The organism is Serratia sp. CY33525, assembly GCF_052169115.1.
Classification (GTDB): domain Bacteria; phylum Pseudomonadota; class Gammaproteobacteria; order Enterobacterales; family Enterobacteriaceae; genus Serratia; species Serratia sarumanii.
In genome coordinates, this window is record NZ_JBJNLK010000004.1 from 408,259 (window position 1) to 428,083 (window position 19,825).

General features: G+C 58.8%; 19 protein-coding genes, 1 tRNA gene and 1 other RNA gene. 9 read left to right on the plus strand and 12 right to left on the minus strand.

Annotation, left to right across the window (positions count from 1 at the left end; genetic code table 11):
• The first annotated feature begins 289 nt into the window (after window positions 1-289).
• The 3 genes from ACJ8IM_RS13360 to ACJ8IM_RS13370 all read left to right on the plus strand — a co-directional run bounded on the left by ACJ8IM_RS13360 (window position 290) and on the right by ACJ8IM_RS13370 (window position 2,566).
• Entirely contained in the window at window positions 290-2,137 is a 1,848-nt protein-coding gene (locus ACJ8IM_RS13360; RefSeq protein WP_072008445.1) for an ATP-dependent nuclease, read from the plus strand.
• A gap of 173 nt (window positions 2,138-2,310) precedes the next feature.
• Window positions 2,311-2,400, plus strand: a tRNA-Ser gene (locus ACJ8IM_RS13365).
• Window positions 2,401-2,446: 46 nt separating this feature from the next.
• Window positions 2,447-2,566: non-coding RNA, RtT sRNA (locus tag ACJ8IM_RS13370), on the plus strand.
• 219 nt (window positions 2,567-2,785) lie between these two features.
• Here ACJ8IM_RS13370 and ACJ8IM_RS13375 read toward each other — a convergent pair.
• Window positions 2,786-3,142: a helix-turn-helix domain-containing protein gene (locus tag ACJ8IM_RS13375; protein ID WP_004928813.1), complete on the minus strand. Its 357-nt coding sequence runs from the start codon at window positions 3,140-3,142 to the stop codon at window positions 2,786-2,788.
• 294 nt (window positions 3,143-3,436) lie between these two features.
• On the opposite strand from ACJ8IM_RS13375, the gene sdeA reads away from it, so the two are divergent.
• Complete coding sequence (gene sdeA / locus ACJ8IM_RS13380) at window positions 3,437-4,624, plus strand: multidrug efflux RND transporter periplasmic adaptor subunit SdeA (RefSeq protein WP_033655051.1); 1,188 nt, start codon at window positions 3,437-3,439, stop codon at window positions 4,622-4,624.
• A gap of 24 nt (window positions 4,625-4,648) precedes the next feature.
• Window positions 4,649-7,792: a multidrug efflux RND transporter permease subunit SdeB gene (gene sdeB / locus ACJ8IM_RS13385; protein WP_033655052.1), complete on the plus strand. Its 3,144-nt coding sequence runs from the start codon at window positions 4,649-4,651 to the stop codon at window positions 7,790-7,792.
• A 65-nt stretch (window positions 7,793-7,857) separates the two neighbouring features.
• Here sdeB and ACJ8IM_RS13390 read toward each other — a convergent pair whose 3' ends face one another.
• The 9 genes from ACJ8IM_RS13390 to hinT form a co-directional block, all read right to left on the minus strand.
• A complete protein-coding gene (locus ACJ8IM_RS13390) occupies window positions 7,858-8,337 on the minus strand; it encodes an RrF2 family transcriptional regulator (protein WP_025302433.1) in 480 nt (159 codons plus the stop codon).
• A 264-nt stretch (window positions 8,338-8,601) separates the two neighbouring features.
• Window positions 8,602-9,138, minus strand: coding sequence for a glycine zipper 2TM domain-containing protein (locus ACJ8IM_RS13395; protein ID WP_004928798.1), 537 nt, complete (start codon window positions 9,136-9,138; stop codon window positions 8,602-8,604).
• 355 nt (window positions 9,139-9,493) lie between these two features.
• Entirely contained in the window at window positions 9,494-10,798 is a 1,305-nt protein-coding gene (locus tag ACJ8IM_RS13400; protein ID WP_004928794.1) for an NAD(P)/FAD-dependent oxidoreductase, read from the minus strand.
• A gap of 331 nt (window positions 10,799-11,129) precedes the next feature.
• Window positions 11,130-11,672, minus strand: coding sequence for an alpha/beta hydrolase YcfP (gene ycfP, locus ACJ8IM_RS13405; RefSeq protein WP_033655053.1), 543 nt, complete (start codon window positions 11,670-11,672; stop codon window positions 11,130-11,132).
• A gap of 79 nt (window positions 11,673-11,751) precedes the next feature.
• The gene (gene nagZ / locus ACJ8IM_RS13410; protein WP_033646434.1) at window positions 11,752-12,771 is read right to left on the minus strand and encodes a beta-N-acetylhexosaminidase; all 1,020 of its coding nucleotides are present in this window, start codon (window positions 12,769-12,771) and stop codon (window positions 11,752-11,754) included.
• Window positions 12,772-12,809: 38 nt separating this feature from the next.
• Entirely contained in the window at window positions 12,810-13,676 is an 867-nt protein-coding gene (thiK, locus tag ACJ8IM_RS13415; RefSeq protein ID WP_033655054.1) for a thiamine kinase, read from the minus strand.
• A complete protein-coding gene (gene lpoB / locus ACJ8IM_RS13420) occupies window positions 13,657-14,247 on the minus strand; it encodes a penicillin-binding protein activator LpoB (RefSeq protein WP_033646436.1) in 591 nt (196 codons plus the stop codon). The genes thiK and lpoB overlap by 20 nt, the downstream gene beginning before the upstream one ends.
• Window positions 14,248-14,273: 26 nt before the next feature.
• Window positions 14,274-14,663 (minus strand): YcfL family protein, encoded by a 390-nt coding sequence (locus ACJ8IM_RS13425; protein ID WP_033638052.1) that lies wholly within the window; start codon window positions 14,661-14,663, stop codon window positions 14,274-14,276.
• A gap of 11 nt (window positions 14,664-14,674) precedes the next feature.
• Window positions 14,675-15,025: a purine nucleoside phosphoramidase gene (hinT, locus tag ACJ8IM_RS13430; RefSeq protein ID WP_033655055.1), complete on the minus strand. Its 351-nt coding sequence runs from the start codon at window positions 15,023-15,025 to the stop codon at window positions 14,675-14,677.
• Window positions 15,026-15,246: 221 nt separating this feature from the next.
• On the opposite strand from hinT, the gene ACJ8IM_RS13435 reads away from it, so the two are divergent.
• Window positions 15,247-16,152, plus strand: coding sequence for a transporter substrate-binding domain-containing protein (locus ACJ8IM_RS13435; RefSeq protein WP_033655056.1), 906 nt, complete (start codon window positions 15,247-15,249; stop codon window positions 16,150-16,152).
• On the opposite strand, the gene ACJ8IM_RS13440 is transcribed toward ACJ8IM_RS13435, so the two are convergent.
• Complete coding sequence (locus ACJ8IM_RS13440) at window positions 16,149-16,526, minus strand: winged helix-turn-helix transcriptional regulator (RefSeq protein ID WP_072265263.1); 378 nt, start codon at window positions 16,524-16,526, stop codon at window positions 16,149-16,151. The two genes, ACJ8IM_RS13435 and ACJ8IM_RS13440, sit on opposite strands and share 4 nt — an antisense overlap.
• 99 nt (window positions 16,527-16,625) lie before the next feature.
• On the opposite strand from ACJ8IM_RS13440, the gene ACJ8IM_RS13445 reads away from it, so the two are divergent.
• The gene (locus ACJ8IM_RS13445) at window positions 16,626-17,375 is read left to right on the plus strand and encodes an SDR family oxidoreductase (protein ID WP_033655057.1); all 750 of its coding nucleotides are present in this window, start codon (window positions 16,626-16,628) and stop codon (window positions 17,373-17,375) included.
• A gap of 37 nt (window positions 17,376-17,412) precedes the next feature.
• Here ACJ8IM_RS13445 and ACJ8IM_RS13450 read toward each other — a convergent pair whose 3' ends face one another.
• Window positions 17,413-18,717: an Nramp family divalent metal transporter gene (locus ACJ8IM_RS13450; RefSeq protein ID WP_004928764.1), complete on the minus strand. Its 1,305-nt coding sequence runs from the start codon at window positions 18,715-18,717 to the stop codon at window positions 17,413-17,415.
• A 230-nt stretch (window positions 18,718-18,947) separates the two neighbouring features.
• On the opposite strand from ACJ8IM_RS13450, the gene mntR reads away from it, so the two are divergent.
• Entirely contained in the window at window positions 18,948-19,418 is a 471-nt protein-coding gene (gene mntR, locus ACJ8IM_RS13455; protein ID WP_033638048.1) for a manganese-binding transcriptional regulator MntR, read from the plus strand.
• Between the two features lie 14 nt (window positions 19,419-19,432).
• Entirely contained in the window at window positions 19,433-19,798 is a 366-nt protein-coding gene (locus ACJ8IM_RS13460) for a DUF4180 domain-containing protein (protein ID WP_033655058.1), read from the plus strand.
• Window positions 19,799-19,825 lie beyond the last annotated feature (27 nt).

Here is a 19,825-nt window from a genome sequence, read left to right on the forward strand (position 1 = left end):
CTCTCACCGCCAAATTTCAAGAGAAAGCCTGAGCGAAAGTTCGGGCTTTTTTGTATGCATAGCACACCGGCCGAGAGGGTGAGAATCCTAGATAGAGACAATTTATAGAAAATCAGTATGGGTAAACGGAAACCTAGAAGTCTCACAACATATTTGTTAACAGGAAAATAGTTAGCTCACAATCAATTTTGGTGTTCACCTGAAATTTTAATAGAATTAATTAAAATTGCGAGTTATCATCATGAAATTCTCATAAAAAAACAAGCATATAGGAAAACTTGGATTAAATATGATTAGATTAATTAGCGTGAAAAACTTTAGATCAATTCAAAATAATGTAATTCCCATAGAAGAAATAACTACTTTCGTTGGAAAAAATGACGCTGGGAAATCGAACATACTACGGTGCTTAAATTTATTCTTTAATGGCGAAACTGATCAGAGAACGCCATATGAATTTGGCGCCGACTTCAATATCAATGCAAAAGTACATAAGCAAAGGGCAAAAGAAATAGTTATAGAATTAGGACTCAAGCTACCAAAATCATATAGAAGGCCTGGACATCCAGATACAGTATATTGGAAAAAGGTATGGAGGGAGAGTGGTGAACACAAAGATGCTGAAGAAATAAAATATTGCACCATAAAGAATAACTTGTTCACCAAAAAGTTGGAACTCCCCTCTAGGAGCAAAATAAAATCATTACTCGATAACATTAACTTTATATATATACCAGCAATAAAAGACAAGAATTTCTTCATTGAATTGCAAGGAAAAATATACGATATATTGGCTCAATCAGTAGAAAGCGGACTACATTCCTCAGCTTATGGTTTCGAGATGAAAATTCAAGAAGAATTCTCTGAGTTGATTGGCGAGATTGATAACACATTCAACAATAGCAATTCAGTTGCCTTACCAAAAAATCTGAGAGGAATATTCGAAGCCTTAGAGTTTAACTCTGATAAAATACCGCTATCCCGACGCGGGGATGGCATAAAAATTAGACACATACCTGCAATACTTCGTTTCATAGGAAATAAAAGCGGAAACAAACATAAGCAATTGATTACACCTCAAATCTGGGGGTTTGAGGAACCAGAAAACAATGTCGAATTCTTTTCTTGCTTCGATTTAAATGAACAGTTCATCGATGCAGCAAAACATAATATCCAAGTCATACTAACAACACATTCACCAGCTATCTATAACATTGGTGATTCAGTAAAAGACATACCTAATATTAAAGTAACTCGCTTTCATGTTAGCAAATGCGATTCCTCTGGAAGCACAGAATTAGAGATTATTGATGACTATAGTCTACATCAAAATATTGGTTTCATTCCACTCATAGCTCCTATTATCGCCGAAACTGAAAAGAAATGGAAATTAGAAAAAGAAAATCAATCAGCGTCAATCGAACGACTTGAACAAGAGCTAAAAAGGAATAAAAAACATAGGATATTCATAGAAGGTAAATCTGATGGTGCCATTTTCAAGAAAGCATTTGAGACTTACGCCCCTGGATTAATGGATCAAATTCATTTCGAACTGAGTGACAACAGCAGTGCTAACTCAGCAACTGATAATGCCAAAGCGTTTCATTTAATACATAAACATAACAACGACGATAATAAACTTAAAGGAGTTCTCATTCTAGATAATGATTCAGAAGGGATAAAATGCAAAAATAATTTTCATGAATTTATTAACCATGCCAGCTCAAATGTGAAAATCTTCATGTTAAAAAAACCGGAAGAGATTTATACTTTAATTAATGATGGGTTTAAAATTTCCGCAGATCTAGAAAGATGCCTACCTAATGAGATTTGGCAACATGCTCTAACACAAAAGTGGCTAAAAAAAAGACAAGCGAACTCAGAAAAATTCACTGAAAAAAAAATATCGAAGATATTCGATCTTCAAGAAAATCCAGACGATATAATCAACAGGTATGATGAATTCTCCCAAACGTTAATAAATTATGAATTTTCAGACAAAGGAAAGGAGAAAGTTAGCAAATATATTAGCGACTTAAGCGCTATAGAAATAAAAAGAAATGGCATTCTTAAAAACTTTGAGGATATAACTGACGATATTGCAAATCATATTGGTTATGATGTATTAAAACAATAAACGCCCCAGAATGATGAAAATTCATACAAAAAGCATCGAAAAACGGCTAACTCCCACCATCGGAACAGTATTTGAGCGAATACACAAATACACTGAAATTATTCTTGACTGGATCGGCCCCACTCCCTATAGTAGCGCCCCGTTGCAGCGATGATTTCGCAACAAAAAAATATGGTGAGGTGTCCGAGTGGCTGAAGGAGCACGCCTGGAAAGTGTGTATACGCGAAAGTGTATCGAGGGTTCGAATCCCTCCCTCACCGCCATATTCTACGAAGAAGCCTGAACTCGCGTTCGGGCTTTTTTGTTTGCATAGCGCACTGACCGGGAGGGTGAGAGCCCTCGACAGGGTTCGACAGAACGCTTGCGTTTTGGACCGCCAACGGCGGCCCGCAGGGTGAGCGCAGCGAATCTATCCCTCCCTCACCGCCATATTCTACGAAGAAGCCTGAACTTGCGTTCGGGCTTTTTTGTATGCATAGCGCACCGACCGGGAGGGTGAGAACCCTCGACAGGGTTCGACAAAACGCCCGCGTTTTGGACCGCCAACGGCGGACCGCAGGGTGAGCGCAGCGAATCTATCCCTCCTTCCACATAGACAAAAAAGCCCGAACGCAAATTCAGGCTTTTTTATCCCCACTCGCCAACCGCTCAGTGATGCGTGCGCCCCATAGACGCCGGCTGCGCCAACGCGCGGCGCCAGTCGCCCGGCGTTTGGCCAAACTGGCGCTTGAAGCTGCGGTTGAACGACTGCTGTGAGTCGAAGCCGAGCGAAATCGCCACGCTGACGATAGGCTCGCCGCTGTTGGCCAGGCGCTCCGCCGAGACTTTCAGTTTTTGCATGCGGATATACTCCCCCAGCGCGTAGCCGGTCTGGCGTTTGAACATGCGCTGCAGGTGCCATTTGGAATAGCCCGCGCGATCCGCCACGGTGTTGATATCCAGTTTCTCTTCCAGATTGTTGTCGATCCACGCCTTCAAATCGGTAATAAAGCCCGTAGTGTTCATGCTGATGCTCCCATCATTTGGCAGGGTTCCCCTCTGCCCGATGCACATACGTTGCAACAGTTTCGCTTTAAATGCAATTTTTATTATTGCATTTACCGGAAAGCCGCCACTATACTCCACCCAATTAATGTAACCGATATTGATACATTAATGTGACACCAATGTGTTTCAAAACCTAACGTTGCGCCGCTGCATGGCGCAGCCGCCCCCTCACCGCACGCCGGCGCGGGACGAATCCCGGAGAACAGGGCCGGGTATGGGGCCTGACCGCACTTACTCATCGGAATAAAAATAATGGCAAATCAACCAAACTCATCGTTCAACGCCGGCGGCCGCACGCGCGCCGTCGCTCTGGGCCAGCGGCTCTCCGGGGTGGCGCTGCTGGCCGCCCTGCTCGCCGGGTGCGACAACAGCGTCGCGCACAACGCCCCGCCACCGCCGCCGGTGGTCAGCGCCGCCAGCGTGGTGGTCAAACCGATCAGCCAGTGGGATGCCTTCAACGGCCGGGTCGAAGCGGTGCAGAGCGTGCAGCTGCGCCCCCGGGTCTCCGGCTACATCGAACGGGTCAACTACACCGAAGGCGACGAGGTGAAAAAAGGCCAGGTGCTGTTCACCATCGACGATCGCACCTACCGCGCCGCACGCGAACAGGCGCAGGCCGAGCTGGTGCGGGCTCGCAACCAGGCCGCCCTGGCGCGCAGCGAATCCTCGCGCACCGAGAAACTGATCGGCACTCAGGCCATCTCTCAGGAAGTCTGGGAACAGCGCCGGTCGTCCGCCGCGCAGGCGCAAAGCAACGTGCTGGCAGCGCAGGCCCAGCTCGACATGGCGCAGCTGAATCTCGACTTTACCCGCGTTACCGCGCCGATTGACGGGCGCGCCAGCCGCGCAATGATCACCGCCGGCAACCTGGTCACCGCCGGCGACAGCGCCAGCGTGCTGACGACGCTGGTGTCGCTCGACAAGGTCTACGTCTATTTCGATGTGGATGAAGCCACCTTCCTGCGCTATCAGCAGCAGGGCCGGCACGACGCGCGCCTGCCGGTTAAGGTCGGCCTGGTAGGCGAAGACGGCACCCCGCATCAGGGGCTGGTGGATTTTACCGATAACCAGCTGAACGCCGGAACCGGCACCATCCGCATGCGCGCCCTGCTCGACAACCGCGATCGCCGCTTCACGCCGGGGCTGTTCGCCCGGGTACAGATGCCCGGCAGCGCCGAGTTCAACGCCATGCTGATCGACGATAAAGCGGTGATGACCGACCAGAACCGCAAGTTCGTTTACATCGTCGATAAAGACGGCAAAGCGCAGCGCCGCGACATCGACGTGGGCCGCATGGCCGAAGGATTGCGCATCGTGCAGAAAGGGTTGGCAAACGGCGATCGGGTGATCGTCGACGGCATGCAGAAAGTGTTTATGCCGGGCATGCCGGTCGACGCGAAAACCGTCGCCATGAACCCTATCGCCTCCGCACTTAACTAAGCTCCCAGCAGAGACTTCTGACCCATGGACTTTTCCCGCTTTTTCATCGACCGACCGATCTTTGCCGCGGTGCTGTCGATACTGATTTTTGTCGCCGGGGTGATAGCCATCCCGCTGCTGCCGATCAGCGAGTACCCGGACGTGGTGCCGCCCAGCGTGCAGGTGCGCGCAGAATACCCGGGCGCCAACCCGAAAGAGATCGCTGAAACGGTGGCCACGCCGCTGGAAGAAGCGATCAACGGCGTCGAAAACATGATGTACATGAAATCGGTCGCCGGTTCCGACGGCGTGCTGGTGACCACCGTCACCTTCCGCCCCGGCACCGATCCCGATCAGGCCCAGGTGCAGGTGCAAAACCGCGTGGCGCAGGCCGAAGCGCGCCTGCCGGAAGACGTGCGCCGCCAGGGCATCACCACCCAGAAACAGTCCCCGGCGCTGACGCTGGTGGTGCATCTGGTCTCGCCTTCCGGCAAGTACGATTCGCTGTACCTGCGCAACTACGCCACCCTGAAGGTCAAGGATGAGCTGGCCCGCCTGCCGGGCGTCGGCCAGGTGCAGATCTTCGGCGCCGGTGAGTATGCGATGCGCATCTGGCTCGATCCGAACAAGGTCGCCGCGCGTGGGCTGACCGCCTCCGACGTGGTGAGCGCCATGCAGGAGCAAAACGTGCAGGTCTCCGCCGGCCAGCTCGGCGCGGAGCCGATGCCGACGCGCAGCGACTATCTGCTGTCGATCAATGCCCAGGGTCGCCTGCAAACCGAAGAAGAGTTCGGCAACATCATCCTCAAGAGCGGCGACAACGGCGAGATCGTGCGGCTGCGCGACGTGGCGCGCATCGAAATGGGCTCCGGCAGCTACGCGCTGCGCGCCCAGCTCAATAACAAGGATGCGGTCGGTATCGGTATCTTCCAGTCGCCGGGCGCCAACGCCATCGAGCTGTCGGACGCGGTGCGCGGCAAGATGGCCGAGCTGGCGACCCGCTTCCCGGACGGCATGAGCTGGAAATCGCCTTACGATCCGACGGTGTTCGTGCGCGATTCGATCCGCGCGGTGGTGGATACCCTGCTGGAAGCGGTGATCCTGGTGGTGCTGGTGGTCATACTGTTCCTGCAGACCTGGCGCGCCTCGATCATTCCGCTGTTGGCGGTCCCGATCTCCGTGGTCGGCACCTTCGCCGCGCTGTATCTGCTGGGCTTCTCGCTCAATACCCTCAGCCTGTTCGGGCTGGTGCTGGCAATCGGCATCGTGGTGGATGACGCCATCGTGGTGGTGGAAAACGTCGAGCGTAATATCGAAGAGGGGCTGTCGCCGCTGGCGGCGGCGCACCAGGCGATGCGCGAGGTCTCCGGCCCGATCATCGCCATCGCCGTGGTGCTGTGTGCGGTGTTCGTACCGATGGCGTTCCTCTCCGGCGTTACCGGGCAGTTCTACAAGCAGTTCGCCGTCACCATCGCCATCTCGACGGTGATCTCCGCCATCAACTCGCTGACCCTGTCGCCGGCGCTGGCGGCACGCTTGCTCAAACCGCACGGCGCGCCGAAAGACCTGCCGTCGCGCCTGATCGACCGGCTGTTCGGCTGGCTGTTCCGGCCGTTCAACCGCTTCTTCGCCAGCAGTTCGCAACGCTACCAGCGCGGCGTCTCCCGCGTGCTGGGCCGGCGCGGCGCGGTGTTTGTCGTCTACCTGCTGCTGCTGGCCGCCGCCGGGGTGATGTTCAAGACCGTGCCTGGCGGCTTTATCCCGACGCAGGACAAGCTGTACCTGATCGGCGGCGTGAAAATGCCGGAAGGCGCCTCGCTGGAACGCACCGATGCGGTGATCCGCAAGATGAGCACCATCGGCCTGAGCGTGGACGGCGTCACCGATGCGGTGGCTTTCCCCGGCCTGAACGCGCTGCAGTTCACCAATACGCCGAATACCGGCACGGTGTTCTTCGCGCTGGAGTCGTTGAGCACCCGTACCCGCACCGCGGCGCAGATCAACGCCGAGATCAACGCGCGCATTTCACAGATCCAGGAAGGCTTCGCCTTCTCAATCATGCCGCCGCCGATCCTCGGCATCGGCCAGGGCTCCGGCTATTCACTGTACGTGCAGGATCGTGCCGGGCTGGGCTACGGCGCGTTGCAAACGGCGATCAACACCATGTCCGGTGCCATTATGCAAACGCCGGGGATGGGGTTCCCGATCTCCTCATATCAGGCCAACGTGCCGCAGCTGGACGCCAAAATCGATCGCGACAAGGCCAAGGCGCAGGGGGTTCCGCTCAATGCGCTGTTCAGCACGCTGCAGACCTACCTCGGTTCGTCTTACATCAACGACTTCAACCGCTATGGCCGCACCTGGAAGGTGATGGCGCAGGCCGACGGCCAGTTCCGCGACAGCGTGGAGGACATCGCCAACCTGCGCACCCGCAACGACAAGGGTGAAATGGTGCCGATCGGCAGCATGGTCAACATCGGCACCACCTACGGCCCGGATCCGGTGATCCGCTATAACGGCTTCCCGGCGGCGGATCTGATCGGCGACGCCGATCCGCGCGTGCTCTCTTCTACCCAGGCGATGGGCGCGCTGACGCAGATGGCCGGCAAGCTGCTGCCGAACGGCATGAACATCCAGTGGACCGATCTGAGCTATCAGCAATCGACCCAGGGCAACGCCGCGCTGGTGGTGTTCCCGGTGGCGGTGCTGCTGGCGTTCCTCGCGCTGGCGGCGCTGTACGAAAGCTGGACGCTGCCGCTGGCGGTGATCTTGATCGTGCCGATGACCATGCTGTCAGCGCTGTTCGGCGTGTGGCTGACCGGCGGCGACAACAACGTGTTCGTGCAGGTCGGGCTGGTCGTTCTGATGGGGCTGGCCTGCAAGAACGCCATTCTGATCGTCGAGTTCGCCCGCGAGCTGGAAATGCAGGGCAAAGGCATCGTCGAGGCGGCGCTGGAGGCCTGTCGCCTGCGGTTGCGGCCGATCGTGATGACCTCCATCGCCTTCATCGCCGGCACCATCCCGCTGATCCTCGGCCACGGCGCCGGCGCCGAGGTGCGCGGCGTCACCGGCATCACGGTGTTCTCCGGCATGTTGGGAGTCACCCTGTTCGGGCTGTTCCTGACGCCGGTGTTCTACGTCACGCTGCGGCGCCTGGTGGCGCGCAAAACGCAGCCGCAGACCGTCTGAACGCGGCGTTAAAATGTAAAAAGGTCGGGCATTGCCCGACCTTTTTTTATGCATGCGAACCGCGATTATTTGTCTGCGGTTTCAGCCTCTTGCGCGGCGGCGTACTCCGCGCAGGCGCGCTTGTCGCCCCGCTCCAGTTCGGCCAGCGAATCGGCCACGGTATGGCGCGCCAGCACCGCAAGCGAAGCCTGTTCGGCTTCGTTCACCACCGATTTGAAATACCAGCAGGCGTTGGCGCTCACCAGGCAACGGGCCGGCACTTCAGGACGGGAAGCCCAGATGCGCTTGTCGTCGATCACCGCCAGATAGATGTCCCGCAGGGTGATCTCTTCCGCCGGGCGGCCAAGGTGGATAGAGCCGTTGCGGCCCAGGGTGGAAACGATGATGCCGTCTTTGGTCAGCGGCACCATCAGTTTGCGGATAAAGCTGGGGTTGGCTTCCAGAGCGGCGGCAAGGGTGGCGCTCGTCGAACGCATGCCCTGCTTCTCAGCTACGGCGACGCTAAGGACCATTTGCAACGCTGTCGGAAAGCGAAAATCTAACATGTCGTTATCTCTGCGAGACGAAATACTCAGGTTTGGCCGGTGTGGCGATTGGCGCCGATAACACCGCTTAATTGCACAATAATATAACAAACGCGGGGGCTTTTTTGAAGTTTTGCCCAGTGATATCGCACGCAGACATTAGAACGATCGCAAATTGTTGAGCGGGCAGAAAACAGAAACCCGCGTCAATGTTAACGCCGCTCGCTTAACCGGGTTAAACGATCAGAACTAACACTGCCCGCGGGCTTAATTCGAATGTGGCGATCAGGCTCTGTTCAGCACCAGCTGGCCGTTTTTATCCAACGGGATTTGCGTGCCCGGATCGTGATCCATGCGGATCTTGCCCTGCTGATTGCCGATCTTGTAGGTCACGTCATAGCCCAGCATTTTCTGAGACTTGTCATAGACCGTTTTGCAACGCTGCTGCACGCTGGTGGTGACGTCGTTATTCTGCATCGCCCCTTGCACCTGGTTACCGGCATAGCCGCCGCCCAGCGCGCCGACCACGGTCGCCACGTCGCGCCCGCGACCGCCGCCGAACTGGTGGCCGATCACGCCGCCCGCCACTGCGCCCAGCACAGAACCGGCGATGCGGTTTTCATCCTGCACCGGCGCACGGTGCGTAACGGTGACGTTGCGGCATTCCTGACGCGGCGTTTTGATGGTTTCTTTAATCGGCGTTGCGGCGAGCACCTGCGCATATTGCGGACCGGCAGAAAAGACGTCCAGGCTGGCTACCGCGGCAATCCCCAGAGCGGCAGCGATACCAATTCCAACACCGGCTAACATTGACTTGTTCACAGGAAACCTCCTGAAAGTGTTACCACGCATTTTTTCCGGGGTCTGTGACCGGCTGCACCGCGCTTATTATTTTGCGCATGGGCGGCTTGCGGTATCCCGGTTTACGGCGTGCGCGACGCGCCGTCTGTAAACGAGGTAAAGTCTGCACAATGATCTGAAGCCCCGCAATAAGACAAGGGGACCAAAAATGCGGGAAAACGGCCGTTTTTCCGCTGTTTAGGAGGAATCTTAAGAATTTTACCCATACCGACGACAGCTTATGCTGAAGAATCAAGCAACCGCCGCCGATCGCCTCGCGCCGCCATAAAAAAACCCGCGCGGGCGAACCGGCGCGGGTTGGTCGACAAAGGCGGGATCAGTGCATTTTCAGACGTGGGCGGATCACCCGGTTGATGCCGCCCACCAGCATCATCAGGCCGGTTTTGATGTAACCGTGCAACGCCACCTGGTGCATGCGGTACAGCGAGATGTAGACGAAGCGCGCGATGCGCCCTTCCACCATCATCGAGCCGCGCATCAGGTTGCCCATCAGGCTGCCGACGGTGCTGAAGCGCGACAGCGACACCAGCGAGCCGTGGTCTTTATACACGTATGGCTTCAGCGTCTGGCCGTTCATCAGCGCCAAGATATTGGTGGCGCAGCGCGAGGCCATCTGATGCGCCGACTGGGCGCGCGGCGGCACGAAACCGCCGCCCTCTTTCGGGCAGGAGGCGCAGTCGCCGATGGCGAAGATGTTCGGATCGCGCGTGGTCTGCAGCGTTGGCTCCACCACCAGCTGGTTGATGCGGTTGGTTTCCAGGCCACCGATATCCTTCATGAAGTCCGGCGCCTTGATGCCGGCTGCCCACACCATCAGATCGGCGTCGATGAACTCGCCGCCCTTGGTGTTCAGGCCTTTGGCATCGGCGCTGGTCACCATGGTGTTGGTCAGCACGCGCACGCCCAGTTTGATCAGCTCCTGGTGCGCCGCAGCAGAAATGCGCGGCGGCAGCGCCGGCAGAATGCGCTCGCCGGCTTCTACCAGCGTCACGTTGAGCGCGCTGTTGTCCAGGCCTTCGAAACCGTAGCTGTGCAGCTGCTTCACCGCGTTGTGCAGTTCGGCGGACAGCTCGACGCCGGTGGCGCCGCCGCCGACGATGGCGATGTTGACCCGCTCTTTTTGCCCCGGCTGCGCCGAGAACTTCAGGAACAGGTTGAGCATTTCGTTGTGGAAGCGGCGCGCCTGATGCGGGTTATCCAGGAAGATGCAGTGCTCTTTCACGCCCGGCGTACCGAAATCGTTCGAGGTGCTGCCCAGCGCCATCACCAGAATGTCGTACGGCAATTCGCGCGCCGGCACCAGCTCACCGCCCTGCTCGTCGCAGATCTGCGCCAGCTGCAGCGTTTGCGTCTCGCGGTTGATGTTGGTCAACGACCCCAGTTGGAAGCTGAAATGGTGGTTGCGCGCGTGCGCCAGGTAGCTGAGCGCATCCACGCCGTCATCGAGGGAACCGGTCGCCACTTCGTGCAACAGCGGTTTCCACAAATGGCTGTGGTTGCGATCCACCAGCGTGATCTCCGCTTTGTTCTTGCGGCCAAGTTTATGGCCCAGGCTGGTCGCCAGCTCCAAGCCACCGGCGCCGCCGCCAACAATAACGATTTTCTTCTTTGGCGTTGTCAAAATACCCCCTAAATGTGAACCATTTGTTATTCCAGGGTAAATAAATAATATCCTTAGAATACATAGGGTTCGCTTAAAATAAATCGGCTCTCTGAGGCCAGAATAACATGTGAGGTTATTTGGTCATACCAAAATTGATGTACATCAAATTTTTTTGGTTAAAGGCTGGACGCGAGGATTTTTTGGCGATTGTGATTCAAATAGTTAGCGCTGAGTCACAGTTTTAAATTTTGCCGATTGCCACGCAAGATCTTGCCTGGGCGCACAAAAAAGCCGCACTTTCCGCCGGTGAAAAACGGGAAGCGCGGCTCGCGGCGGCGTTATGAAACTGTTAACCCAGCGCCTTGAACGCCTTGAGCCGCTGCAGATGGGGGGAGATATTTTTGAACTTGTGCGTCTGCTGTTCATCCCACACGATCTCGTAGTAGTGATGCAGCAATTCGGCGCTGCGCCGGTTATCCAGCACCTCGTCGTGCCGCGACAGCACCACCAGACAGCGATCGCGGTTCTTCTCGCGGAAATCCTCCACGCACTTGGTGGCGATATCGCGATACTCTTCCGGCCGGTCTATCTTGCCATGCATGTGCTCTTCCGGATACAGGTTCGGGTTGAACATCGCCTGGCGAATGCCGCACAGGAAGCCGATGCACTCCGCCCAGAAGCCGCCGAGGCCGACCCCGCAGATCAACGGGTGCGCGTCGCCGCCCTGCTGCACCGCCTTGTCCACCTCTTTCAACAGATGCTGCATGTCGTGACGCGGATGCAGCGTGCTGTAGCTGATGAAGCGCACGTCCGGATCGATAAACTGCAGCTGTAACACCTTTTCATGATTGCCGGGACTGGTGGAATCGAAGCCGTGCAAATAGATAATCATGTGGATCCTCGCAACAAGCCAAGGGCCGCGGGCGCGGCCCTCATCATTTCCGCTCTGCGCCGCGATGCGGCGCCTGGATTCACCCCTGCGAACGCTGCTTGTGCTCCTCCCAGCGTTCGCTCAGCGCGCTGAGCGCCTTGTGCGCCTGCTGCCAGCGCTCGGAGTCGCGCAGTTCCTGACGGGTGAACTGACCGCGATGATATAACCGCTTCACCTTCTCTGCTTTGACCGGGGACAGGTTATCCAACACGCTGACCGCGCCTTCGCGGTGGTTGCACACCAGGATCATGTCGCACCCGGCATCCAGCGCCGCCTGGCCGCGCTCGGCGTAGCTGCCCATGATGGCGGCGCCTTCCATCGACAGATCGTCGGAGAAAATCACGCCGTCGAAGCCCAGCTCCTGACGCAGGATCTGCTGCAGCCAGTAAGGCGAGCCGCTGGCCGGGCGCGGGTCCGCTTCAGTATAGATGACGTGGGCCGGCATGACGGCGTCCAACAGTTGGCGGTTGATCAGCTCGCGGAAGATCGCCATGTCATGCTCGCGGATCTGCGCCAGCGGCCGCGGATCGCGCGGGGTTTCCTTGTGCGAATCGGCGCTGACGGCGCCGTGCCCAGGGAAGTGTTTGCCGGTGGTTTTCATGCCGGCGCTGTGCATGCCGAGGATAAAGCGTTCGGCCATCGCCAGCGCCTGCTGCGGATCGCTGTGGAACGAACGCTCGCCGATCGCCGCGCTGCCGTGGCCGATGTCCAGCACCGGCGCGAAGCTGATGTCGATATCCTGCGCGATCATTTCCGCCGCCATCAGCCAGCCGGCCTCCTGCGCCAGCCGGCCGCCTTCCTGCGCATCGTGCAACGCGGCGAACGACTGCGCCGCCGGCAGGCGGGTGAAGCCCTCGCGGAAGCGCTGCACGCGCCCGCCCTCCTGGTCTACCGCCACCACCAGCCGATCGTGCGAGGCGGCGCGGATCTGGCGCACCAGCTCACGCAGCTGCTCCGCATCGTGGAAGTTGCGGGTAAACAGGATCAATCCGCCAACCAGCGGGTGTTTCAGAATCTCGCGTTCTTCTGCATCCAGCTCGTAGCCGGCGACATCTAGCATTACTGGGCCCACGGGCACCTCACTTCATTATTGTTCGTTCAGAATTCGGATGATGATAAACAGAATCGCCGGCGCACTGCAGCGCCCCAGCGTAAAAATTCGGCGTCGCCGCTCTGTTGCCAGCGCACTTCAAACCACAGCAGCATCAGATAATCCACCCACGGCAGCCAGCCCCGCACCTGGGCCTGCAGCCGGGCGGCGTCGTGATAGCCCTGGCGCGCGTAGTGCTGCAAAAAGCGCTGCTGCTGCCCGGCCGACCAACCATTGCCGCGAAACAGCGCGGCGATATCCAGCGCCACGTCGCCGTCGGCGGCATACTCCCAGTCGATCAATCGCAGCCCCTCGCCGGTGGCGAGCAAATTGCCCGGGTGGATGTCCATGTGCAGCGGCGCCAGGCGCAGCGGCCGTGGCGGCACACTTAGCAAAAAATGGCGCTGCAGGCGCAGCCAGGCGGGGGTTACACGCCGCGTATCCAGCTGCGGCCAGTAGCGGAGGAACTGCCGCCGCAGATCCAGCCGGTAACCGCTGAGCGGCCGCCGATGCAGTTCCGCCGCCATCGCCGCCAGCTCGCCGCGCTCATTCAGCGCCGCAAACTCGGCATCTGTGACGACGTCACCTTCGAGCCATTCGAGGATAAGCCACTGATTATTCTGTGCGAAAACCCGCGGCCCCAGCCCCGGCGCGCAGCGGCGCAAGACCCGCGCTTCCCGCCGTCGGCTCACGCCCAGCGCGCGTTTTTCCGCACTGTGCTGGCGCGCCAACAGCGTGATGCCCGCGCCGTCGATGCGCCAGCTCTCGCCGGTCAGCCCCTGCACCGGGCTGAAATGACAACCGGCGGTATTCACCGCCGGCAGTCTGGTTTCCATCAATCGTCGCAGCGCGGCCTCAGCGTTTAACGGCGCCATTGCCCGACCAGACGATCTCGCCGGTTTGCACCAGCATCAGCTGCATATCCAACGCCGGCGACTTCACGTCGCCGCTGACGTCGCTGTACAGCACGTACTGCGCGCCGACGATGCGCGCCAGGCCAATCGCCTTGCTGCGCGAACCGAAGCTGTCATCCGCCGACAGGCCCAGCGTTTGTCTGGCGCTGGTCAGCTTCGCTTCCGGCACCACGCTGAAGGTGGAATTCGACGCCAGCGCCTTGTACAGCGCCGCGGTAGCTTTGCCCATCTGCAGCGAACCGTTGGTGTTGTTCTTGACGCTGTCCAGCAGCAGCACGCTGCCGGCCGTGACGCCATCGGCCTTCAGCATCTGCCCCACCAGCGGCTGAACGCTGCCCAGCCAGTCAAGCTGCTGGATTTTCGGCGGCTGCGGCACCGGCTCGGTGGTTGGCGGCTGCGGCTGCTCGACCGGCGGCGTCGGCTGTTCCGGTTCGACGGTGACCGGCGGCAACGGTTGTTCCGGCTCAGGCGGGCGCGACAGACAGCCGCTGAGGGTTAATGCGGCCAGCGCCACTAAGACGTACTTTTTCATGCTTTTTCTCCAAACCTGGCAAGCGCTTACAGGTACAGATACAGACGCGCGCTTTTAGCGTCCAGATTGCCGTTAATCGAGTAAATTTTGGCGTCCGAGTCGGGCGCCACCACGATCTCGCGCGGTTTCTCGAAGGGGCGAATATCCAGCCCCTGCGCGTCGTACCAATAGAAGCGGTAATGTACGGTGACCGGCGTCATTTGGCTGTTGTTGAGCACCGAGGTCGCCATCACCCGCCCGGAGGCATTCGAAATCGAGGGCGTATCGGCCAAAATGCCGGCGGTCAGCACCGAAGGATCCATCACCACCGTCTGCCCTTGGTTGACCGCGATGCCGGGCGGTGAACTGCATCCCATCAGCAACGCGGCGGGCAGCGCCAACGCCATCAGACCACGGAGAGTTTTTTTACCGCGCATGATTTCCTCGCTTAACGTGACAGCAGCGGCCCCAGCGAGCGGCCACCGACCAGGTGCATGTGAATATGATAGACCTCCTGACCGGCGTGGCGGTTGCAGTTGACGATCAGGCGGTAGCCGTCCTCGGCGATGCCTTCCTGTTCGGCGATCTTCGCCGCGGCGGTGATCATGCGGCCCAACGCGGCTTCATGCTCCACGGTCACGTCGTTGATGGTTGGGATCAGCACGTTGGGAACGATCAGCACATGGGTGGGTGCCTGGGGAGAGATGTCACGGAAAGCGGTGACCAGGTCGTCCTGATAAACCACATCAGCAGGGATTTCGCGGCGGATAATTTTACTGAAAATCGTTTCTTCGGCCATCTGGCGTTCCTTGTTTTACACAATTAGCTGTACGCAGTATGAGTGACAAATTCTACTGCTTTCAACCTGATTGCGCACTTTCCACGTCGAGTGCTGCAGATTCGCGCAGCCCGGCGCCGCGCTTGTGCATCTTTTCACTTTGATTATTCACTATTGTTGCTTTACTTGCCCCGCGCCGCCGCCAATAGTAACCCCATGATTAACAAAGGATAGAGGGTGCTATGCCACTGAGGATTTCGGCGCTGTGCGCGCTGTTGCTGAGCGCCGCCGTGCAGGCGGCTACGGCGGGCGGTATCGATCTGCAGGCTAACCGAGAGCCGATACGCGCGGAGAAAAACCCGGCCGCTATCGCACTGATTCCGGCAAACTTTCACTTCGCGGTGCCCGGCAAGCTGACGGTGGCGGTGGCGTTCGAGAACTCTCCGCCGCTGGCGCTGTTCGCCGAGGACAATAAAACGCTGATCGGCAGCGATCCGGACATCGCCCGCCTGGTGGCCGACAGCCTTGGGCTGGAGCTGAATCTGGTGCCTACCTCGTGGGAAGATTGGCCGCTGGGCATCAGCACCGGCAAATACGACGCGGCGATCTTCAACATCGCCGTCACCAAACTGCGCAAGACCAAATTCGACTTCGCCACTTATCGGGTGGACACGCTGGGCTTTTACGTCAAATCCACCAGCCACATCACCTCGATCAACCGGCCGCAGGACGTCGCCGGGCTGCGGGTCATCGTCGGATCCGGCACCAATCAGGAAAACATACTGTTGGGATGGGATAAGCAAAACCGCGCCGCCGGGTTGCCGCCGGTGCAGCCGATCTACGTCACCGACGACGCCGCCACCAACCTGAGCATTCAGTCCGGGCGCGCCGATGCGTTCTTCGGCCCCCACTCCACCGGCGCCTACAAGGCGGCGCTGACCGGCAAGACCAAAATGGTCGGCATCGGCCCCAACGTGGCCTACGTCGCGGTCACCACCAAAAAAGGCAACGGGTTGGTGAACGCCATCAACGCCGCCATCAACGGCGTCATCGTCAGCGGCGAATACGCGCAGGTGCTGGAGCGCTGGGGCGAAGGCGATGAAAAGGTCGAGCGCTCCGCCATCAACCCGCCGGGCATCGGCGACTAGCCGCCGATCAGCTGCGGCGCGTGTCGGCGCATCCACTCGGCCAGCGAATCCAGCGTCGGCCGCAGCGATTTACCGAGCGCGGTGACCTGATACTCCACCCGCGGCGGCACTTCGGGAAACACCTGCCGCGTCACCAGGCCACGCTGCTCGAACAGCCGCAGCTGACGCGTCAGCTCTTTTTGCGCAATGGGCGCCACCGCCCGCTGCAGCTCGCTGAATCGCACCGGGCCGTCGATCATTATCAGTCGGTACAGGATGGGTATCGCCCACTTGCCCGACACCAGATTGACGAAGTCCACCATCGGGCAGGGTTCGCCCGCCGGCGGCAACGCCGCCAAATTATTTTCCGCCGCGAATGGCGCTTGCGCCGTCATTTCATCCCACCTCGTCCTTTAGTATCCAAAAGGTGCCTACTATGCAAAAGGAACTATAGCGCAAATAATGCCGCAACTGACGCTAAAGAGGAATCGGTTATGGCACGACTGCAAGGCAAATACGCATTGATTACCGGCGGCACCAGCGGCATCGGGTTGGAAACCGCCCGCCAGTTCATCGCCGAGGGCGCAACGGTGGCGATCACCGGGCGCAGCCAAAGCGCCCTGGACGCGGCGGGCCAGGCATTGGGTGGCAAGGCGCTGTTGCTGCTGAGCGACGCCGGCGATATTCCGCAGCAGCGCGAACTGGCGCAGCGGCTGGGGCAACGGTGGCCGCGGCTGGACGTGCTGTACATCAACGCCGGCGACGTTACGCATCGCCCGCTGCAGGAGTGGGATGAGCAGAGCTATCAGCGGCTGATGGACATCAATCTGAAGGGGCCGTTTTTTCTGATCCAGGCGCTGCTGCCGCTGCTGGCCAACCCTTCTTCGGTGATCCTGTGCGGTTCGGTCAGCGCCCATATCGGCCTGCCGCAGAGCAGCGCCTACGCCGCCAGCAAAGCCGGCTTGCTGTCGCTGGCCAGAACGCTGTCCGGCGAGCTGCACGCGCGCGGCATTCGCCTTAACGGCCTCAGCCCCGGCCCGACCGAAACCCCGGCGTTGGGTAAGCTGGGGTTGGCGGAAGCGGATGAACAGGCATTACGCGACGATATCCGCGCGCTGGTACCGATCGGCCGCATGGGCAGCGCGCTGGAGCTGGCCAAAGCGGCGGTGTTTCTGGCGGCGGACGAGTCGGCCTTTATGGTCGGCGCCGAGCTGCAGATGGACGGTGGTGTGGGAAATTTATAATTTAGCGACGCGGCCGCGCCCCGCGCGGCCCGCAAGATCACCCCAAACCGGGAATATCGACGCCGAAGGTCTGCAACAACAGCACCACGTTGAGCAGCACGATCACCACCGTGCCGACCACCGCCGCCAGGCTGGTCCAGCGGCCGTTGGCGAACTCGCCCATGATGTCGCGGCGGCGGGTGAACATCACCAGCGCAATCATCGGCGCCGGCAGCGCCAGGCTTAGTACCACCTGGCTATAGACCAGCGCGTCGGTGGCGTTGACGCCCATCGCCACCACGATAAACGCCGGCACCATGGTGACCAGGCGGCGCACCCACACCGGGATGCGGAAGCCAACGAAGCCCTGCATGATCATTTGCCCGGCCATGGTGCCCACCACCGAGCTGGAAATGCCGGAGGCGATCAACGAAGCGAGGAAGATGCCGGCGGCCGCCGCGCCGAACAGCGGCGTCAACGTATGGTAGGCGGTGCCAATTTCGGCCACGTCGCTATTACCGGCGTGGAAGGCGCTCGAGGCCATGATCACCATCGCAATATTCACCAGCCCGGCGAGCGCCAGCGCGATCACCACTTCAATATTGGAAAAACGCAGCAGCTTGCGCCGCTCGCCGTTGTCGCTGGCCGGGCTGCGGTGCTGGGTCAGCCCCGAGTGCAGGAAAATGGCGTGCGGCATCACGGTGGCGCCGATAATGCCGACGGCGATGGTCAGCGCTTGCGCGTCCGGCAACTGCGGCGTCACCATGCCGAGGCCGGCCGCTTGCCAGTCCACCGGTACGATGAACATCTCCACCAGATAGCACAGCGCGATGATGCCCACCAGGCCGCCGATCATCAGCTCGACCGGGCGGAAACCTTTCTTTTCCACCATCAACAGCGCATAGGTGATCACCGCCGTCACCCCCATCCCCGCCAGCAGCGGCATATGGAACAGCAGCGCCAGCGCGATCGCCCCGCCGAGAAACTCCGCCAGATCGGTGGCCATCGCCGCCACTTCGCTGAGCAGCCACATGCCGATCACTACCGGCCGTGAAAACTGGTCGCGGCACATCTCCGCCAGATTGCGGTTGGTGACGATGCCGAGCTTGGCCGACAGCGCCTGGAACAGCATGGCGATCAGGTTGGCCATCACCACCACCCACAGCAGGCTGTAGCCGTATTTCGCCCCGGCCTGAATATTGGTGGCGAAGTTGCCGGGATCCATATAGGCAATAGAGGCAATCACCGCCGGGCCGGCGAACAGCAACGGCGTAAAGGCGCCGCGCTTGCGTCCGGCAAGGGCGGCGCCAATCGCGATGTTGGTCCGTTCGGTTAACGATGGAGTGGTTGCCGCGTCACGCATGAATTACCCTCAATCTTTCACTGGTTATTTTTCCACCTATCATGCTGACAATGTAGCATCGGCTACACTTTATGCAACAGGCGAAATTCATTGGCTTTGTGTAGAGATATTTCTAACTACCACAATGCGTGGCATCGAATTGATAATGTGTGCTATTTGGACTAACTTAGGGCAACCCTCCCCGCATTGCCGGGAGACGCCATTTTTATGCTTACAGGACGCCCCACGCTATGGTTACCCGCGCGCCAGATAACGCCGACCGCCACGCCCAGACCGACATGCCGGACGAGGCCGAGCACGCCCTGCGTTTTAGCCGCGCCCGCGAAGCGCAGTCCAATGCGCTGATCGAAGATTACGTTGAGCTGATCGCCGATTTGCTGCAAAGCACCCGCGAAGCCAGAACCACCGACATCGCGCGCCGCTTCGGCGTGTCTCACCCGACGGCGATCAAAAATATCGCGCGGCTGAAAAGCGCCGGGCTGGTGGAATCGCGCCCTTATCGCGGGGTGTTTTTAACCGAGGAAGGCGAGCTGCTGGCGCAGAAGGTGCGCCGCCGTCACCGCATCGTGGTCGATCTGCTGATGTGCGTCGGGGTGCCGAGCGAAACCGCCGAGCTGGACAGCGAAGGGATTGAGCACCATATCTCGGACGAAACGCTGGCGGTGTTCGAGCATTACCTGCAAAAGCACGCCAAGCCCTGACTCCCGGAGCGCCGATGAGCTACGCCGTGCAGCAAATCCACGATCTGCGCCTGGTGGTGTTCGCCGAAGCCGGGCCACCATTGAAAGACGAAAATGACGTCAGCCTGTTTATCGCGCCCGCCTTTGAACACGATGCCGGGATGATTGCCCTCCCCGTCAACCGCCTCGACGCCGCCTTTTTCCAGCTCAGAAGCGGCATTGCCGGCGCCGTATTGCAGAAATTTATCAACTACCGCCTGCGCGTTGCGCTGCTGGGCGATATCTCCCCCTGGCTGGCGCAAAGCAATGCGCTGCAAGATTTCGTGCGTGAAGCCAACCGCGGCGAACAGGTCTGGTTCCTCCCTTCTCTCGCCGAACTCGAACAGCGCCTTGGCGCCTGACGGCAGGCAATAAAAAAGGGAGGCTTT

Bases quoted from the DNA above. Each gene is read 5' to 3' on its own strand.
- ACJ8IM_RS13360 (WP_072008445.1), top strand. From the start codon at position 290: ATGATTAGATTAATTAGCGTGAAAAACTTTAGATCAATTCAAAATAAT.
- ACJ8IM_RS13375 (WP_004928813.1), bottom strand. From the start codon at position 3,142: ATGAACACTACGGGCTTTATTACCGATTTGAAGGCGTGGATCGACAAC.
- sdeA (WP_033655051.1), top strand. From the start codon at position 3,437: ATGGCAAATCAACCAAACTCATCGTTCAACGCCGGCGGCCGCACGCGC.
- sdeB (WP_033655052.1), top strand. From the start codon at position 4,649: ATGGACTTTTCCCGCTTTTTCATCGACCGACCGATCTTTGCCGCGGTG.
- ACJ8IM_RS13390 (WP_025302433.1), bottom strand. From the start codon at position 8,337: ATGTTAGATTTTCGCTTTCCGACAGCGTTGCAAATGGTCCTTAGCGTC.
- ycfP (WP_033655053.1), bottom strand. From the start codon at position 11,672: ATGATTATCTATTTGCACGGCTTCGATTCCACCAGTCCCGGCAATCAT.
- nagZ (WP_033646434.1), bottom strand. From the start codon at position 12,771: ATGCTAGATGTCGCCGGCTACGAGCTGGATGCAGAAGAACGCGAGATT.
- thiK (WP_033655054.1), bottom strand. From the start codon at position 13,676: ATGGCGCCGTTAAACGCTGAGGCCGCGCTGCGACGATTGATGGAAACC.
- lpoB (WP_033646436.1), bottom strand. From the start codon at position 14,247: ATGAAAAAGTACGTCTTAGTGGCGCTGGCCGCATTAACCCTCAGCGGC.
- ACJ8IM_RS13425 (WP_033638052.1), bottom strand. From the start codon at position 14,663: ATGCGCGGTAAAAAAACTCTCCGTGGTCTGATGGCGTTGGCGCTGCCC.
- hinT (WP_033655055.1), bottom strand. From the start codon at position 15,025: ATGGCCGAAGAAACGATTTTCAGTAAAATTATCCGCCGCGAAATCCCT.
- ACJ8IM_RS13435 (WP_033655056.1), top strand. From the start codon at position 15,247: ATGCCACTGAGGATTTCGGCGCTGTGCGCGCTGTTGCTGAGCGCCGCC.
- ACJ8IM_RS13440 (WP_072265263.1), bottom strand. From the start codon at position 16,526: ATGACGGCGCAAGCGCCATTCGCGGCGGAAAATAATTTGGCGGCGTTG.
- ACJ8IM_RS13445 (WP_033655057.1), top strand. From the start codon at position 16,626: ATGGCACGACTGCAAGGCAAATACGCATTGATTACCGGCGGCACCAGC.
- ACJ8IM_RS13450 (WP_004928764.1), bottom strand. From the start codon at position 18,717: ATGCGTGACGCGGCAACCACTCCATCGTTAACCGAACGGACCAACATC.
- mntR (WP_033638048.1), top strand. From the start codon at position 18,948: ATGGTTACCCGCGCGCCAGATAACGCCGACCGCCACGCCCAGACCGAC.
- ACJ8IM_RS13460 (WP_033655058.1), top strand. From the start codon at position 19,433: ATGAGCTACGCCGTGCAGCAAATCCACGATCTGCGCCTGGTGGTGTTC.